The organism is Bartonella sp. CL25QHWL (genome assembly GCF_042195335.1).
Lineage (GTDB): Bacteria > Pseudomonadota > Alphaproteobacteria > Rhizobiales > Rhizobiaceae > Bartonella.
Window position 1 is genome coordinate 125,242 of record NZ_JBHIOE010000001.1, and the last position, 16,820, is coordinate 142,061.

13 protein-coding genes are annotated in these 16,820 nt (G+C 36.4%); 6 read left to right on the forward strand and 7 right to left on the reverse strand.

Annotated features, from left to right (window positions below; genetic code table 11):
* Positions 1 to 205: 205 nt before the first annotated feature.
* The 6 genes from lepA to ACFILY_RS00455 form a co-directional block, all read right to left on the reverse strand.
* Complete coding sequence (gene lepA / locus ACFILY_RS00430; protein ID WP_375630561.1) at positions 206 to 2,011, reverse strand: translation elongation factor 4; 1,806 nt, start codon at positions 2,009 to 2,011, stop codon at positions 206 to 208.
* Between the two features lie 1,346 nt (positions 2,012 to 3,357).
* The gene (locus tag ACFILY_RS00435; RefSeq protein WP_273790236.1) at positions 3,358 to 4,272 is read right to left on the reverse strand and encodes a DMT family transporter; all 915 of its coding nucleotides are present in this window, start codon (positions 4,270 to 4,272) and stop codon (positions 3,358 to 3,360) included.
* A 32-nt stretch (positions 4,273 to 4,304) separates the two neighbouring features.
* The gene (argB, locus tag ACFILY_RS00440; protein WP_273790235.1) at positions 4,305 to 5,210 is read right to left on the reverse strand and encodes an acetylglutamate kinase; all 906 of its coding nucleotides are present in this window, start codon (positions 5,208 to 5,210) and stop codon (positions 4,305 to 4,307) included.
* Positions 5,211 to 6,919: 1,709 nt separating this feature from the next.
* Positions 6,920 to 8,062 (reverse strand): molecular chaperone DnaJ, encoded by a 1,143-nt coding sequence (dnaJ, locus tag ACFILY_RS00445; RefSeq protein WP_273790234.1) that lies wholly within the window; start codon positions 8,060 to 8,062, stop codon positions 6,920 to 6,922.
* Positions 8,063 to 8,220: 158 nt separating this feature from the next.
* Positions 8,221 to 10,113 (reverse strand): molecular chaperone DnaK, encoded by a 1,893-nt coding sequence (dnaK, locus tag ACFILY_RS00450; protein ID WP_273790233.1) that lies wholly within the window; start codon positions 10,111 to 10,113, stop codon positions 8,221 to 8,223.
* Between the two features lie 319 nt (positions 10,114 to 10,432).
* Positions 10,433 to 10,609 (reverse strand): hypothetical protein, encoded by a 177-nt coding sequence (locus tag ACFILY_RS00455; RefSeq protein ID WP_375637224.1) that lies wholly within the window; start codon positions 10,607 to 10,609, stop codon positions 10,433 to 10,435.
* A gap of 471 nt (positions 10,610 to 11,080) precedes the next feature.
* Here ACFILY_RS00455 and ACFILY_RS00460 point away from each other — a divergent pair, with 471 nt between their 5' ends.
* The gene (locus ACFILY_RS00460; protein WP_273790231.1) at positions 11,081 to 11,635 is read left to right on the forward strand and encodes a copper chaperone PCu(A)C; all 555 of its coding nucleotides are present in this window, start codon (positions 11,081 to 11,083) and stop codon (positions 11,633 to 11,635) included.
* Positions 11,636 to 11,755: 120 nt separating this feature from the next.
* Here the strand turns inward: ACFILY_RS00460 and lysM are convergent, their stop codons facing one another.
* The gene (lysM, locus tag ACFILY_RS00465; RefSeq protein ID WP_273790230.1) at positions 11,756 to 12,211 is read right to left on the reverse strand and encodes a peptidoglycan-binding protein LysM; all 456 of its coding nucleotides are present in this window, start codon (positions 12,209 to 12,211) and stop codon (positions 11,756 to 11,758) included.
* A gap of 386 nt (positions 12,212 to 12,597) precedes the next feature.
* Between lysM and ACFILY_RS00470 the strand changes: the two genes are divergently transcribed.
* The 5 genes from ACFILY_RS00470 (at position 12,598) to ACFILY_RS00490 (ending at position 16,473) form a co-directional block, all read left to right on the forward strand.
* Positions 12,598 to 13,320, forward strand: coding sequence for a response regulator transcription factor (locus ACFILY_RS00470; RefSeq protein ID WP_005774392.1), 723 nt, complete (start codon positions 12,598 to 12,600; stop codon positions 13,318 to 13,320).
* Positions 13,321 to 13,359: 39 nt separating this feature from the next.
* A complete protein-coding gene (locus tag ACFILY_RS00475) occupies positions 13,360 to 15,144 on the forward strand; it encodes a sensor histidine kinase (protein WP_273790229.1) in 1,785 nt (594 codons plus the stop codon).
* Between the two features lie 23 nt (positions 15,145 to 15,167).
* Complete coding sequence (locus ACFILY_RS00480; protein ID WP_273790228.1) at positions 15,168 to 15,632, forward strand: HPr kinase/phosphatase C-terminal domain-containing protein; 465 nt, start codon at positions 15,168 to 15,170, stop codon at positions 15,630 to 15,632.
* A 135-nt stretch (positions 15,633 to 15,767) separates the two neighbouring features.
* The gene (locus ACFILY_RS00485; RefSeq protein WP_273790227.1) at positions 15,768 to 16,169 is read left to right on the forward strand and encodes a PTS sugar transporter subunit IIA; all 402 of its coding nucleotides are present in this window, start codon (positions 15,768 to 15,770) and stop codon (positions 16,167 to 16,169) included.
* 10 nt (positions 16,170 to 16,179) lie between these two features.
* Positions 16,180 to 16,473 (forward strand): HPr family phosphocarrier protein, encoded by a 294-nt coding sequence (locus tag ACFILY_RS00490; protein ID WP_012754483.1) that lies wholly within the window; start codon positions 16,180 to 16,182, stop codon positions 16,471 to 16,473.
* Positions 16,474 to 16,820 lie beyond the last annotated feature (347 nt).

The window sequence follows — 16,820 nt, forward strand, 5'->3', positions numbered from 1 at the left end:
AGATATTTATTAAAATACGTGCACAAATATGCAACACAAACGCATTTTGTTTAAAGCATTCTGTTTTACATGAGAAAGTGACACCTTTACGCAATACACAAAAACATGAAGCACGGCGCAATTCTATTTAAAGTGTCCTTTAAACACCTGAACCAATCGACAAAAGCAAAAGCGCAATCAATGAGAGAAAATACTCCTTTTTTCATTATTTGTTCATTTTGAGCGCTTGAATAAATGCTGATTGTGGAATTTCTACTTTTCCAAATTGGCGCATCCGCTTTTTGCCTTCTTTTTGCTTTTCCAAAAGTTTGCGCTTACGCGTAACATCACCTCCGTAACATTTCGCTGTTACATCTTTACGCAAAGCACGAATCGTTTCGCGCGCTATAACTTTACCACCAATAGCCGCTTGAACTGGAATCTGAAACATATGCTGGGGAATAAGATCTTTCAGTTTTTCACACATGGAACGCCCGCGCTTTTCTGCAATCGTGCGGTGAACAAGCATCGATAATGCATCAATAGGCTCTCCATTCACCAAAATAGACATTTTAACTAAATCACCTTCTGCATAATCTGTCATTTGATAATCAAAAGAAGCATAACCCTTTGAGATTGATTTTAGCCGGTCATAAAAATCAAAAACAACTTCATTCAGTGGTAAATCATACGTTACCATAGCACGGATTCCAACATAGGACAAACCAACCTGTACCCCGCGCCGCTCTTGGCATAGTTCTAAAATTGACCCAAGATAATTATCAGGAGTCATGATTGTCGCCCGAATCCACGGTTCTTCTATGGAAGAAATTTTAACCACATCAGGCATATCCGCTGGATTGTGCAACTCTTTAACAGAACCATCATTCATATTCATGCGATAAACAACCGAAGGTGCTGTCGCGATTAAATCCAAATTAAACTCACGCTCTAATCGCTCTTGAATAATTTCAAGATGCAGAAGTCCCAAAAATCCACAGCGAAAACCAAACCCCAAAGCCGCAGATGTTTCCATTTCAAAAGAAAAACTCGCATCATTTAAGCGTAATTTGCCCATGGCTGCACGCAAATCATCAAAATCGGCAGCATCAATTGGAAAAAGTCCACAAAAGACAACCGGTTGCGCAGGCTTAAAACCAGGTAAAGCATTTTCACAAGGACGGCGCTCTTCAGTAATCGTATCCCCAACCCGTGTATCTGCTACCTCTTTGATAGAAGCAGTGATAAAACCAATCTCGCCCGGTCCTAATTCATCAACCTGTACCATTTTAGGTGTAAAAACCCCAACGCGCTCAACTGGATATTTTGCTCCTGTACCCATCATACGAATGGTTTGGCCTTTTTTTAAAATACCATCTATCACCCGTACCAAAACAATAACACCAAGATATGCATCATACCAGCTATCAACCAACATTGCTTTCAAGGGATTTGCAACATCGCCTATATGTGGAGGTGGTAATTGTGCAACAATTGCCTCCAAAACATCAGGAACACCCAAACCTGTTTTTGCTGATATTTCTACTGCTTGAGATGTATCAATGCCTATTACATCTTCAATTTGTTCTTTAACACGCTCAGGTTCTGCTGCTGGAAGATCAACTTTATTGAGAACAACAACCAACTCATGGGAATTATCAATGGCTTGATAAACATTTGCTAACGTCTGCGCCTCTACGCCTTGGCTTGCATCCACCACCAACAGAGAACCTTCACAAGCTGCCAATGAACGCGAAACCTCATAAGCAAAATCCACATGACCAGGTGTATCCATAAGATTTAAAATATAGGTTTCACCATTCTTTGCCTTATAGTGTAAACGTACCGTTTGTGCTTTAATAGTAATTCCACGTTCACGCTCAATATCCATGGAATCGAGTACTTGTTCTTTCATCTCACGTGTATCAAGCCCACCTGTTATTTGAATCAAACGATCAGCTAAAGTTGATTTGCCGTGATCAATATGCGCCACGATGGAAAAATTACGAATATAATTACGATCTATTGTCATATAAGGCGATTTAGCAAAGAATAATACAAAACGCAAAGACCAATTATGTTCCGGCTTCTATCAAAATAATATAAACCTAAAAAGCTTCTCAAAACACAACTTTTTATAGCCTAAAAAATGAGGCTTTTGTTTGCTAAATTAAATCCAAGGGTGCTAAAATGATCCTTTCACATCTTATTTGATAACTCATATCTGTAGTAAGCCGGCACCATCACACACTTTGCCAGCCTCCAATATTACGACGATCCTTTACACTTGAAAAAGTTTATAAGAGATATGCTTTTCTTGTACAGTCTTTACCCACATGCCCCCACCCACTTGTGATGTGTAAGCAAGTGATTTGGATTGATTTAACATGAAAATGATTTGACGTGAGAAAATTTTACGGTATTCAGGGTTCTAATTCAATGTGAATAGTGCTATATTATAATTATAAATCAATGTATTATCATATTTATATGATGGGCGTGTATATCACTTAGGCTTGCAATAAATTCGCAAGAAATGCTTTTTTATTTGTACGCAATAATCTTCTTTTTTAGTAATCTTATATAAAATAATATGAATATCGCGGGAGTTTCTTCTCAATTTTTAAAACTTTAGAAATATGCTCTATTGAGTGATGTTTTTATATACTTTTTATATAACTCCTTCCTTCCTCCATTAAGCATAAAGCACACCAATCCTCTTCGATTCATTGGATAACACATTGATTTATAATGATCGTTTATTGTTTTGCGATTTAAATTAAAACTCTGAATATCGCGAGCCTCTCTCATTTTAAATGCCAAAGGCTATCATAATATTGAGAACTGATAAAGAAAATGCTAGTGCCCTTTATTTTAAGTAAAATGATGATGCTCTGTGGTTTTTCTATACTTCATGCGGACTGTTAATGAATATGATGTATATTGAGAAAATTATCTTTTAAAAAACGCTTTAATGTACAACGTTATGGGGGTACTTTGGGCGTTCTATTTTGCATGAGAAGCGTAACTCTATTAAAGGACAAAAGAAATAACGTACGACAGTGCGTAATTCTCATTATTCAAAAACATTACCGTAGATGTTTTTGAAAGTTGTTAAAGCCAAATTTAAACATGATCGTAAAGATGAGCGTTAATTTTTACCTTTATATCACCTCATGCTTTGGCTCAATAAAGGTTGTCTTCCCGTTTCAGAAGTTAGGCAAACAGATAGAAGCATACTATTTCTCCAATTTGGCATGCAAAAGCTGGAATAACTTATAGAACTTCTTAATCATCTTAATATTAAAAAAGCTTCAAAAATGAAAACTCTACAAGCAAAAATCTCATGCAATAAAATCATAATAAAAAAATGTATAGCTAATCAATTTTTTTAATTGCTTTATTTTTTTTACGCCATTGTGAAGGTTGTAATTCAGCCACAATTATCCCAATCAGAATAAGCAAACCGCCCAATAAAGCTAAGGGAGATAAATGTTCGCCAGCCAAACGCCCAACAATACCAGCCCATACCGGTTCACCTGCGTAAATGAGTGTCGCACGCGTAGGGGAAATAGACTTTTGTGCCCAATTCATAGCTAATTGAATGATGGCACTCATTAATGCCAATCCTATACCAATATTAAACCACACCCACGAAAATTCAGGGATGCTTTCACCCATCAAAGGCATACAAGCAAATGAAAAAAAACCACTAAAAAATAACTGAATAATGGTTACACGCCGACTATCAACCTTGTTCGCAAAAATTCCGATGAGTATGACTTCTCCAGCAATCGCTAAAGCGCCTAACAAAGTTAAAATTTCGCCTTTTGAAAAATCAAAATTTCCCGGCTTTTGCCCTGAAATAAATACAAGCCCAATAAAAGCGAAAATAATACCAATCCAACAAGCTAAACGGGGAGGTTTTTTAAAAACAATCCATTGCAAGATTGGAACCATCGGTACATAAAGCGCTGTGATAAAAGCTGACTGACTACTAATAATTGTTTGAAGTCCAGCTGCTTGAAAAGCATAACCAAAAAACATGGCTAAACCTATCGCCATCCCAGCGAAAACTTCATAAACAGTTATACCTTTTATAGAGCGCCAAAAAATTACCCCACATATAAGAGATGCAACAATAAAACGAAATCCAACAAAAAACAGAGGACCACTATAGCGTACCGCAATGTGAATGACTAAAAATGTAACGCCCCACAATATTGTCGCAGTAAATATTGCCAATTCTGGCTTACTTAATAAAGGATATTTAAACTGTTTTAGATTCACCATGAAAAACTTTCTCTTCCAATTTTCCCCACAATTTATGAAACAATAAGCGTTCCAACTCCCTGTTCGGTAAACAGCTCTAGTAAAACAGAATGAGGAGTTTTACCATTTAAAATGACAACACCTTCCACGCCATTTTGAAGGGCTTTTATACAAGTCTCTACTTTTGGAATCATGCCTCCTGAAATTGTCCCATTTTTAATAAATTTCTCAGCTTCAGAAACTGTCAATTCTTTTAAAAGTTTACCCTGGTTATCCAAAACACCAGGAACATCAGTGAGAAATAAAAGGCGTTTAGCCTCTAATGCACCAGCAATAGCTCCAGCAAAAATATCAGCATTAATATTATAAGTTTTACCATCGCGTCCTGGAGCCACAGGAGCAAGAACCGGTATCATTTCAGAACATGCTAAAAGATCTAGCAATGTGCGGTCAACTTCAACAGGCTCACCAACAAACCCCAAATCTAAAACACGCTCAATATGCGAATCAGGATCAATGACAGTTTTATAAGCCTTTTCGGCAAAAACCATATTGCCATCCTTGCCGCATAATCCTATTGCCCATTCTCCCTCAGCATTGATGAGAGCAACAATTTCTTTATTTATGGAACCCGCTAAAACCATTTCAACCACTTCAACGATCCGCTCATCGGTTACCCGTAATCCGTTTTCAAATCGCGATTCAATCCCCATTTTCATTAAAATTTCAGCAATTTGAGGCCCACCACCATGAACAACAACAGGATTAATCCCCGATTGCTTTAATAGAGCAATATCACGCGCAAATGCTCGCCCCAAAGCAGGATCACCCATAGCATGGCCGCCATATTTTACCACGACCGTTTCATTTTCATATTTTTGCATATAGGGTAAAGCAGACGATAAAAATGCTGCTTGTTTTTCCAAAACATCTACATCACCGTTTTTAGCATCATCCATCAATAGAGCCTCCTCATCACTTTTTACCATCTCTTAATGAAATTTAGGAAAAGTGAAAACAATAAAACCAAACTTTACTCTATCCACCCCCCTGAAAATCGTCAATTTTCCTCTAAATTACGAAAAAGGAATAGCGAAATGAAATACAAAAACTTCCTTTAAAAATTGACAGCGAAAAATTAAACAAAATAGGCGTAAAAAACGTCATTATTTTATGATCTTATATATAAAATTGAAAAGCAAAATTTTGAAGCTACGCTGCACATTCAACTCATTAGTTTATCCCTACGGATACTTAACAATGAATAGGAATATATACAACCATTGATTTTATAAGATAAAAATAAAGTTTCTTATAATAATAAAATTAACATATTCCCAAGATTAAGAAATCACTCAACTGCTTTATAGCTTATCCCAATAAACTATAACTTTGGTTTTAAAAATTTGACTTTTTCTCAATCATAAAACATGAGGAAATGTCAACTGAACGCTCCTTATGGAGAATCATAATAAGTTAATTTATAATAATAATTTATCTTTTTATATCGTAAAATCGAAAAAAGGCTTTGCAACATTATCCATATATTGTGATAGCTCTTCAAAAGCATCTTCGTAAAAGCATTTAATTGTTTAGATTACTCTCTTCGTAAGATTTGATAAAATTTCTCATTTTCATGATCTGTCATTAAGTTTTTCTTTTTGCATAGCAATACATGCTTGAATTATTCAATGTTTTTTAGAATTGTTAATTCTTTTAATGTATTATTTTAATTATGTTATTTTATGAAAAAAGATTCATTTCGTATACTTCTCTTTCCATATCACTAACAATTTCAATAATATATCGTGCTGTTTTCTAAGCATATTGTGCTATTTTTTTATTGTATTTATTTTTTCTTTTTAAAGGTAACTTCCTCTATCTTCCCACCAACTTTTTATTATGCCAATAAATTCAATTAAGTGAATTCCATCGAATCTGTTTCCCTACAAGAGAGATACATCGAATACCTCAAAACGTGTTTTGTTATGTCTTCTTTAGCATTAAACACACATTATCTCATTCCACAATTTCTTTGGAACAAAATAAACTTGATTATAGCGTTTTTTATTATCTGGAAGAAGTATTTATGACATCAGAAATACAAAACTAAATCCGCATCTAAAAAGACATGATTACGGCTAAAAGCTAAGATGAGGCATGTAAAAGCTATTCCAAATAAAATAACCCTTATTTTAAAGGAAGCAGTGATTAAAACTATGAAAAATGCCAAAAATAAAATCGGTTATAAGAAGTTGATACTTTATTTGAAATAAGATGGATTGCCTAACAGCTTATTTAGCGTTTCTTGGCAAGCTGCTACCTATTTTACAGTTTTATTATAGAGCCTTTAAAAAGAAATACAAAAAATACTGAATGCATAAAGGCAGTTATCATGACACTGGCAATATTTATTATCAATCACTCAATTGCGTTCTTATATGGATAAGCCCTTTTTAAAATGTCATAGACACTCAAAAATAAGACTTATCCATAAAACTCATGAAATATAAAAACTATCAGCAGCAGGAGTTTATCCTAAATTAGCTGTCTCTCTCTTTTCTTTTCAAGAAAAAATGCTTTTCAAAGACAATGAGATAATAGAAAACTTAATGAAAATAACTTTCCTACAGCTCTCTCTAATTATTCTGAGAACATTCACATAATTTTAACCAGAAATATTTTCAAAAAATTCTTTCATACGTGAAAAAAAACCATGTGATTGCGGTGAATTTTCATGATTTGAGAGCTTTTCAAATTTTTGCAACAATTCACGTTGTTCTTGCGTTAATTTCTGCGGTGTCTCAATCGTGATATGGATGTAAAGATCACCCCTTGCTTGCTGACGGCGCAACATGGGCATACCTTTGCCTCTAAGGCGGAATTGACGTCCATTTTGTGTCCCTTCTGGAATCTTAACGCGTGCTTTAACACCATCAAGGTCGGAAACTTCAAACTCTCCTCCTAAAGCAGCTGTTACCATTGAAATAGGAACGCGACAGTGAAGATCTGCTCCTTCTCGCTGAAAAAACTCATGCGGTTTAATGGAAAGGAAAATATAAAGATCACCATTGGGGCCACCACGAATACCAGCATCACCCTCACCAGAAAGGCGAATACGCGTTCCATCTTCAATACCAGCTGGAACATTTACGCTCAATGAACGTTTTTTCTCTATGCGTCGTGTCCCCTGACATTTGGGGCATGGATCCGTAATAGTTTCACCACGTCCATGACATGAAGGACATGTTCGCTCAATAGAAAAGAAACCTTGTGCTGCACGCACACGACCAGATCCATGACATATTCCACAAACTTGCGGCTTAGAGCCCTTTCTCGCTCCTGATCCCTCACAAACATCACACGTGACGGAACTGGGAATATTAATTTCTGCAGTTTTTCCTGAAAATGCCTCTTCTAAAGTCACTTCCATATTATAACTCAAATCTGCACCACGTTCGCGACTATCACCACGCTTACGGTGTGTCCCTCCCATAATCTCACCAAAAAAGTCTTCGAAAATATCCGCAAATCCACCACCAGCAGCAAAACCGCCAAAGGGATTTGCTCCCCCTTGACCACCGCTATTTTCAAAGGCCGCATGGCCAAATCGATCATAAGCAGCACGCTTCTGAGGATCTTTAAGAACTTCATAGGCTTCGCCAATTTCTTTGAATTTTCGCTCTGCCTCTTTATCCCCCGCGTTGCGATCAGGATGATATTGCATTGCCAACTTACGAAAAGCAGATTTCAACTTTTTATCATCACATTCGCGAGTCACGCCAAGAATTTCATAATAGTCAACCTTCATCATGTATTCCTGATAATTTTTCTGTCATCCATCTTTATGGATAATATTGCTTTTAATTTATATTTTTAGCAACAAAGTTGCAACTTATCTCAAATAATAAAGCCCAGCCTTATATTTCAAAGGCTGGGTTTATAAATTAATCAACACATATGCTGACACTATTTCTTCTTATCATTAACTTCTTCAAAATCAGCATCAACAACATCATCATTCTTTGCCTCTGTTTCAGTGTCAGCGCTCGCTGCTTGTGAGGCTTCGTACATAGCCTGTCCAAGCTTCATACTGACTTCTGCTAATTTTTGCATCTTTGTTGTTACTTCTTCCGTATCACTGCCTTCAAGCGCAGATTTCAAATCAGATATTGCTGTTTCAATCTGTCCCTTTTCTTCAGCTGATACTTTATCGCCATATTCATTGAGCGACTTTTCAGTTGAATGAATAAGAGCCTCCGCTTGATTTCTAGCTTCAACACCTTCACGGCGTTTTTTATCCTCAGCCGCGTGCTCTTCTGCATCCTTTACCATTTTTTCAATATCAGCATCACTTAAACCACCTGATGCCTGAATACGAATTTGATGCTCTTTACCTGTTCCCTTATCTTTGGCCGAAACATTAACAATACCATTCGCATCGATATCAAAAGTAACTTCAATTTGAGGTATACCACGTGGTGCTGGAGGAATACCAACAAGATCAAATTGAGCCAATAACTTATTATCACTTGCCATTTCCCGTTCACCTTGGAAAACACGAATCGTCACAGCACTCTGATTATCATCAGCTGTCGAAAAAACTTGCGATTTTTTTGTTGGGATAGTGGTATTGCGCTCAATAAGGCGTGTGAAAACCCCACCCAAGGTTTCAATACCCAAAGATAAAGGCGTTACATCTAGCAACAACACGTCTTTGACATCGCCTTGCAATACACCTCCTTGGATGGCAGCACCCATTGCGACCACTTCATCAGGATTAACACCTTTGTGTGGATCCTTACCAAAGAAGCTCTGCACGACTTGCTGAATCTTGGGCATACGTGTCATACCACCTACTAAAACAACTTCGTCAATTTCACCAGCCTTTAATCCAGCATCTTTCAACGCAGCTTTACAAGGCTCGATGGTACGCTGCACTAAATCGTCAACGAGAGATTCAAATTTTGCCCGAGTCAATTTCATTGTTAAGTGCTTGGGACCTGATTGATCTGCCGTGATAAATGGTAAATTGATTTCTGTTTGCTGTGACGAAGAAAGCTCAATCTTTGCTTTTTCTGCCGCTTCTTTTAAGCGCTGTAAAGCTAATTTATCATTTTTCAGATCAATTCCTTGCTCTTTTTTGAATTCATCTGCAAAATAACCAACTAGGCGCATATCAAAGTCTTCACCACCTAAAAACGTATCTCCATTGGTTGATTTAACTTCAAAAACGCCATCTCCAATTTCAAGAACTGAAATATCAAATGTACCACCACCAAGATCGTAAACTGCTATTGTTTTTCCGTCTTTTTTGTCCAAACCATAAGCTAAAGCAGCAGCTGTTGGCTCATTAATAATCCGTAAAACTTCAAGTCCAGCAATTTTACCCGCGTCTTTCGTAGCTTGACGTTGCGCATCATTAAAATAAGCAGGAACCGTAATAACGGCTTGTTCAACTTTTTCACCAAGATAAGATTCTGCTGTTTCCTTCATCTTTTGCAAAATCATAGCTGAAATTTGCGACGGAGAATATTTCTTTCCCGCTTCTTCAACCCATGCATCACCATTGTCACCTTTAACAATTTTATAAGGCACAAGTGCTTTATCTTTTTCAACCATAGGGTCATCAAAACGGCGCCCTATCAAACGTTTAACTGCAAAAACTGTCCCTTCAGGATTTGTCACCGCCTGCCGTTTAGCAGGCTGCCCAACAAGCCGCTCCCCCCCATCAGTAAAGGCAACAACGGAAGGTGTTGTTCGCGCTCCTTCTGAGTTTTCAATAACTTTTGCGTTTTTGCCATCCATAACAGCCACACAAGAGTTCGTTGTCCCCAAATCAATACCAATTACTTTTGCCATATTATAATCTCCATTCAGCAAGCTACCTCAACCTTCATAAAGCATCTTTTTAAGATAGCTCCTCATAACACCTAAAGCCCGTATATTGCTTCAAGCAACATAAATAATAATAAACTGCAAGTCGCAACAAGCCTTGCTGCCTCGTATATAAGAACAGGCTTTTATTGCTACAAGAGAATAATGAGAGAAACATCTCTAAAATAAAAAATTTATTTTAAAATAGGCACTCTAATGACCCATAAATACCATATTTATGAGAGACTTGAGATCATAATATATTTTTCTTGCAATTCTCAACAAATATATCTTTCTATAAAAATTAAAAAAATAAAAGAGCGATTGCACTCTCGCTCTTGATCTTCTCATCATTGATAAAATGATACTCCCGTAAAAGCTTTTTAAAAGGCGAATAATTTATATCACGAATATTATAAATTTTTCTTGGACTAAAATAATCATCATATCTAATACTCACATCTGTAAAGGTATTATCCATCGATCTCCTTTCAAAAATTCTCCTTCTAACGGTCTCATTGTTTGCGGTTATTTGAAATCTATGCTTTAAACTCACCTAAAGCGTTTTTTCTTATACTATATAATTTTGAACTTTGAAAATATATAAAAATGCCTCTGTATAAACGCTTTAAAATGCCAAGAGCTGTCATAATATTAAAATTGGTAAAGTGGTTGATGATTGTTCTATATTATATTTATTAAGCAAAATAGTAGTGCATCATAGATTTTATACCATTTACAAATATTATTTATGAGATGAACACGGAAGCGTTGAGAGGTGTGTTGTCGTTGTAAACCTTACTGCCTTCCTTTAAAATCAAATAATTCTATGATTTTTATTCTCATATTCAAATCAATTTCATTTTAGTATTTCTTTCTTTTATTTTAAATAAAAGCTCTGCTAAAATAAAAAAATATTCAAAGTGTGAATCTTATGAAGGAGGGTAAATCAATGATGACATCTATTATTAAGAAAATAACAAATCTCATCTTTAAGAATATAATCCATACACAATATCCATACAAAAAGGTTATCATAAATATCGTGTGTGCTCTTCTCTTTGCTGGTATAACCCTGCCAGCAGGTGCTCAACAATATAAACTTGGCGACATAGAAATTCTCAATCCTTGGACACGAGAAACACCTAAAGGTATAAGAGTTGGTAGCGGTTATCTCTACATTATTAATCACAGTAATACCCCAGACCGTTTGGTTTCTATTTCCACAAACGGAGTAAAAACAACAGAGATACACTCTATGGCTGTCGTTAATGATATTATGAAAATGGAAAAAATGCACAATGGCATTGAAATTCCGGGAAATGGAGAAATCACGCTTAAGCCTGGCGGTGATCATATTATGTTTATGGGGCTTTCAAAACCATTCAAGTTAGGTGATAAAATTAGCGCAAAATTGACATTTGAGAAAGCAGGAACCATTGATGTTGATTTCTCTGTAAACGCTATGAAAGTACCATCACCTTCTAAATCCTCTCTTGTTCACTAAGCTCCTTTTATATAAATACACAATAAATACACACTTTATAAAATGAAGGAGCGTGAATTTTTTTACGCTCCTTTATTTTTTGTTTAATGCCATCAGTAAAAAATTATCCTCTTTGATGAATTAACTATGGTCAATTTCAGGAATACGTAAAACTTGTCCAGGATAAATTTTATCGGGAGATTTTAGCATTGGCTTATTGGCTTCAAAAATAAATGTGTTTTTATTACCTTGCCCTTTTCCATAAACCTCTTCAGCAATTTTCCAAAGATTATCACCAGATTTAACCTCATAAAAGCGAGAAGTTTTTCTAGGCGTTGTATCTATAACCTTTAATTGATCAACATCTACAGAAGAGATACCTTGTGAATTGCCAACAACCAGCAGTGCTTTTTCAAGTGTTTCCCTGTCTGGAACTTCACCGCTTAAAATAGCTTTACCGTCTTCAACTTGAATATTGACTTTTTCTGTACCGAGTTGAAAATCATCAAATGCTCTTTTAAAATCCTTTTCTTTTGGTTCATGGTCCCCAATACCTAACTTTTCCCCTACAGTTTTAATAAAATTAAAAAATCCCATTACGACCTCCTTTCGTGTAGCAGAAACAAATTTTTGTGCATATATTGCCACATTCTTTTCTTTGCTCTTAAAACACATAGGCAGATTTTCTAAACTTCAACAATCAAAACTACATCTGTTCAATTATGAGACAAATACAATAATAAACTTTGTAATAAACCTTGATAAAAAAAGCCTTTATGAAAATTTTCTCTCAAATGAAGGGATCTTAATAGACATAGAAACATTATAAATTATGAAAGCAAAACAAGATTTTACAGTAATGACAAAAGGTTTTTTACTTTGCTACAATTTGTATCATATTTGTTTTGCAAAAAAAATATGAACTCCCATATAAATAAGTGTGGGTAATTTGCTACCACAGCAATAGAAAGGTCTAAGAAACCATGAAAGATACACCAACAATCACACAAACGATTGTACTTGTTGATGATGATCGCAATATTTTGACATCTTTATCTTTTGCGCTTGAGACAGAAGGATATCGGGTTGAAAGCTATACAGATGGAGCATCTGCACTCAAGGGTCTCACACTTCACCCTCCACACTTAGCTATTTTTGATATTAAAATGCCCCGAATGGATGGGATGGAACTTTTGCGTCGTTTGCGTCAAAAATCTGATCTTCCAGTTATTTTTCTCACCTCTAAAGATGATGAAATTGATGAATTATTTGGTCTCAAAATGGGAGCTGATGATTTTATTACTAAACCTTTCTCCCAACGTCTTCTTATTGAACGCGTGAAAGCTATTTTGCGCCGTTCTAATGCACGTAACCAACCGCTTTCTACAGGAACTTCTTCCACCTCTTCTCTCAAACGTGGAGATCTTGTGATGGATCAAGAACGCCATACCTGTACATGGAAAGATAAACCTGTTATTTTAACCGTTACGGAATTTTTGATTCTGCAAACCTTAGCACAAAGACCAGGAGTTGTAAAAAGTCGTGATGCTTTAATGGATGCTGCCTATAGTGATCAAGTCTACGTAGATGATCGCACCATTGATAGTCACATTAAACGTCTGCGTAAAAAGTTTAAACAAGTGGATGATGATTTTGCAATGATTGAAACACTTTATGGTGTAGGTTATCGTTTCCACGAGGTATAAAACTACTTTGTCGCAAAAATTTGAACGGCAATCAAATCGATGACAGACAATTCTCAACTGGAAACTTTACAAAAAACAACCGTTAATGGTACATCCTCAACGCCATTTCTTATGTTTTCTCGTTTGCATCTTCGAATACAACGTCTCTTTAGACAATTGCTTTTTTCCAGCCTTACACGTCGCATTGTTATATTAAACATTGCTGCCCTTGCCGTTTTAGTTACAGGCATTTTATACCTTAACCAATTTCGCGATGGTTTAATTGAAGCAAAAATTAAAAGTTTATGTACCCAAGGAAAAATTATTGCTGGGGCTATTGCTGCTTCTGCAACAGTAGATACAAATTCTATCCTCATTGATCCCCAAAAACTCTTAGAGTTACAGACTGGTGAAAGCGTTACACCAGCCCCTCAATCAACCGATTCTTGGGATTTTCCTATTAACCCTGAGCAAGTTGCCCCTCTTTTACGGCGTCTCATCACACCTAAAACGACAAGAGCACGTATCTATGATCGTGATGCTACTCTCCTTCTTGATTCGCGCGTTCTTTATTCTAGTGGAGAAGTTTTTAGTTATGATTTACCCCCACTTAAAACAGAACAAAACATGTGGGATCGCCTTACTTCATGGTATTCAAGCGCATTTTATGGTAAAGGTATTGCTCTTGACAGAGAACAAACAAAAACCAGTGGTATTGCTTATCCAGAAGTGTACCGCGCATTAAACGGATCTCTTGCTACGGCAAAAAGACGCAACAGACAAGGGCAATTAATTGTTTCTGTTGCCGTTCCTGTTCAACGCTATCGCGCAGTGGTTGGAGCTCTTCTTCTTTCAACCACTGGTTCCGATATTGATAACATTGTAAAAGGCGAAAGACTGGTTATCTTTAAAGTTTTTGCCGTTGTAGGTAGCGTACTTTTGGTTCTTTCTCTCTTTTTGGCCCATACGATTGCCCATCCATTAAGTAAATTATCTGCCTCGGCTAATCGAGTGCGTAATGGCAATAATCAGCGTGTAGAAATTCCTGATTTTTCAATGCGTGAAGATGAAATTGGTCACCTTTCAACTTCTATTCGTGATATGACCAATGCCCTTTATATGCGTATTGAAGCCATTGAACGCTTTGCTGCTGATGTAAGCCACGAATTAAAAAATCCTCTCACCTCTCTACGCAGTGCTGTTGAAACGCTCCCTCTGGCTAAAAATGAAGAAGCACAAGAGAAATTGCTTGAAATTATTCAACATGATGTGCGCCGCCTTGATCGGTTGATTACAGATATTTCTGATGCATCACGGCTCGATGCAGAGCTTGCACGAGAAACCGCAGAGATTGTTGATATGACACCGCTTTTGGAAAGTCTTGTTCATGCTGTTCAGGAAGTGTATCGTAATACGCAAACCATTGATATAAGCCTTAATATTGTCCCACGTCCTCATGGAAAAGCCTATCTTGTATTGGGACACGAACTCCGTTTAGGACAAGTGATTTCAAATCTTCTTGAAAATGCGCGTTCTTTTATTCCTCGGAATCGTGGCAAAATTTGCATTACTATGAAAAGTCATGCTTCAACCCTTATTTTAACCATTGAAGATAATGGCCCAGGTATTCGTTCAGAAAATATTGAACGCATTTTTGAACGTTTTTATACAGATCGACCAAATGAAGATGCTTTTGGGCAAAACTCTGGACTTGGCCTTTCTATTAGTCGGCAAATCATCGAAGCTCATAATGGGACAATTACAGCCGAAAATATTATTGATCCTACACTTGGGAAGTGTAAAACTGGTGCACGTTTTACTATTATGCTTCCGCTTGCTAAATAAATCTTTTATCCAAAGTAAAAGACATGAAAACAAAATGTGAAATACTCCACGCAAATTGCCTTCAACTAGGCGGCAAGGGGCTGTTAATTATAGGTCCATCGGGATCAGGAAAATCAACCCTCACCCTTTCTTTGCTTGACCGCGCTGAGTGGTCAAAACGTGAAGCGAAGCTTATCAGTGATGATTATACAATGTTGCGTGCGGAAAATGGAAAGCTTCACGGATACACTCCCGATAATTTAGAGGGCGGTATCGAGATTCGTGGCGTTGGTCTTTATATGATAGAATTTGAAAAGCACACAATTATCGATTGTGTTATTTTTCTCGGTCCGGAATATGAACGTTTTTCCACAAATAAAACTTTTCAATTTGAAAATTTGCACATTCCTCTTTTAAAACTTCCCTCTCTTCGTGAAGCCGATTGTACCGCCATTTGTCAAGCTATTGAAGCATTTTTGTTTAAAAAAATATGGCAAAAATCTGTCTAATTTTTTTCTAAAGATAAAAAAATCACAATTTTTGCCTTTTTTTTGCAAATTTTTCTTGGCAGCAAGATAAAGCCTTGTACAATGTCTTTCCCACCAATATGGTTGGGTCTTATTAGTTAACAGGAGTTTGCGTAAATGATTGGACTCGTGCTTGTAACGCACGGTGAGCTGGCTGTCGAATTTTTACATGCCGTGGAACATGTTGTTGGAGTACAAGAAAAGTTCGCAACAATATGCGTTTATCCCGATGACGATATAGATCAGCGCCGAGGTGATATTATAGCCGCAGTAACCGATACAGATACGGATCATGGCGTCATCATATTAACAGATGTGTTCGGTGGAACACCATCAAATATAGCTATTCCTGCTATTGAAAAAGGACGCGTTGAAATGATTGCGGGTGTTAATTTGCCCATGCTTATTAAACTGATTTCTATTCGCAAATGTCCGGATATTTCATTATCAGACGCGTTAAGAATAGCACAAGAAGCAGGGCGTAAATATATTAATGTACCAAGTATGATTAGCGGATAATAAAATACCAATGTTTTCCAAAGATACCCTCCCGTGTATAAGTCGTCATTTCAATATCTGTAATAAACGTGGGTTACATGCACGTGCTTCTGCAAAATTTGTACAAACTGTTGACAATTTTAATGTTACTGTTGAAGTTGAAAAAGATGGAAAAATTGTTGGCGGATCATCAATTATGGGACTTATGATGCTAGCGGCTTCATCCGGTTGCAACCTCACCATTCGTGTTTCAGGACCAGAAGCAACAGATGCTCTTAATGCTCTTGAAAAGCTCATCAATAACAACTTTGGAGAGGAAAACTAGTGCTTTTTCATCATAAACAAGGATGATAATTCTTAGAAAATAGGAACTTTCCATCATTATTTTGAAATTTAATTTCTCTTCCCGCTTTTATACCAATATTCATATCCATTATGGATTGGTATAATTATCATAAATGTAAAAGCTTATAGTAATTTTGTTATGCTGGTTTTTTTCTTCCTTTCCTAACATTATTTGACCAATTTGAATAGTTTTGCGTATTATGGCTATTCCCCGACTTAATCATATAATTAAATCTTTACAGAAAAGAGAACTCTTCACCTTGTATTAGAATATGCTTTATTTTAGGCTAAAGATAAATGTCAAAATAATTTCGCACATCAACAATC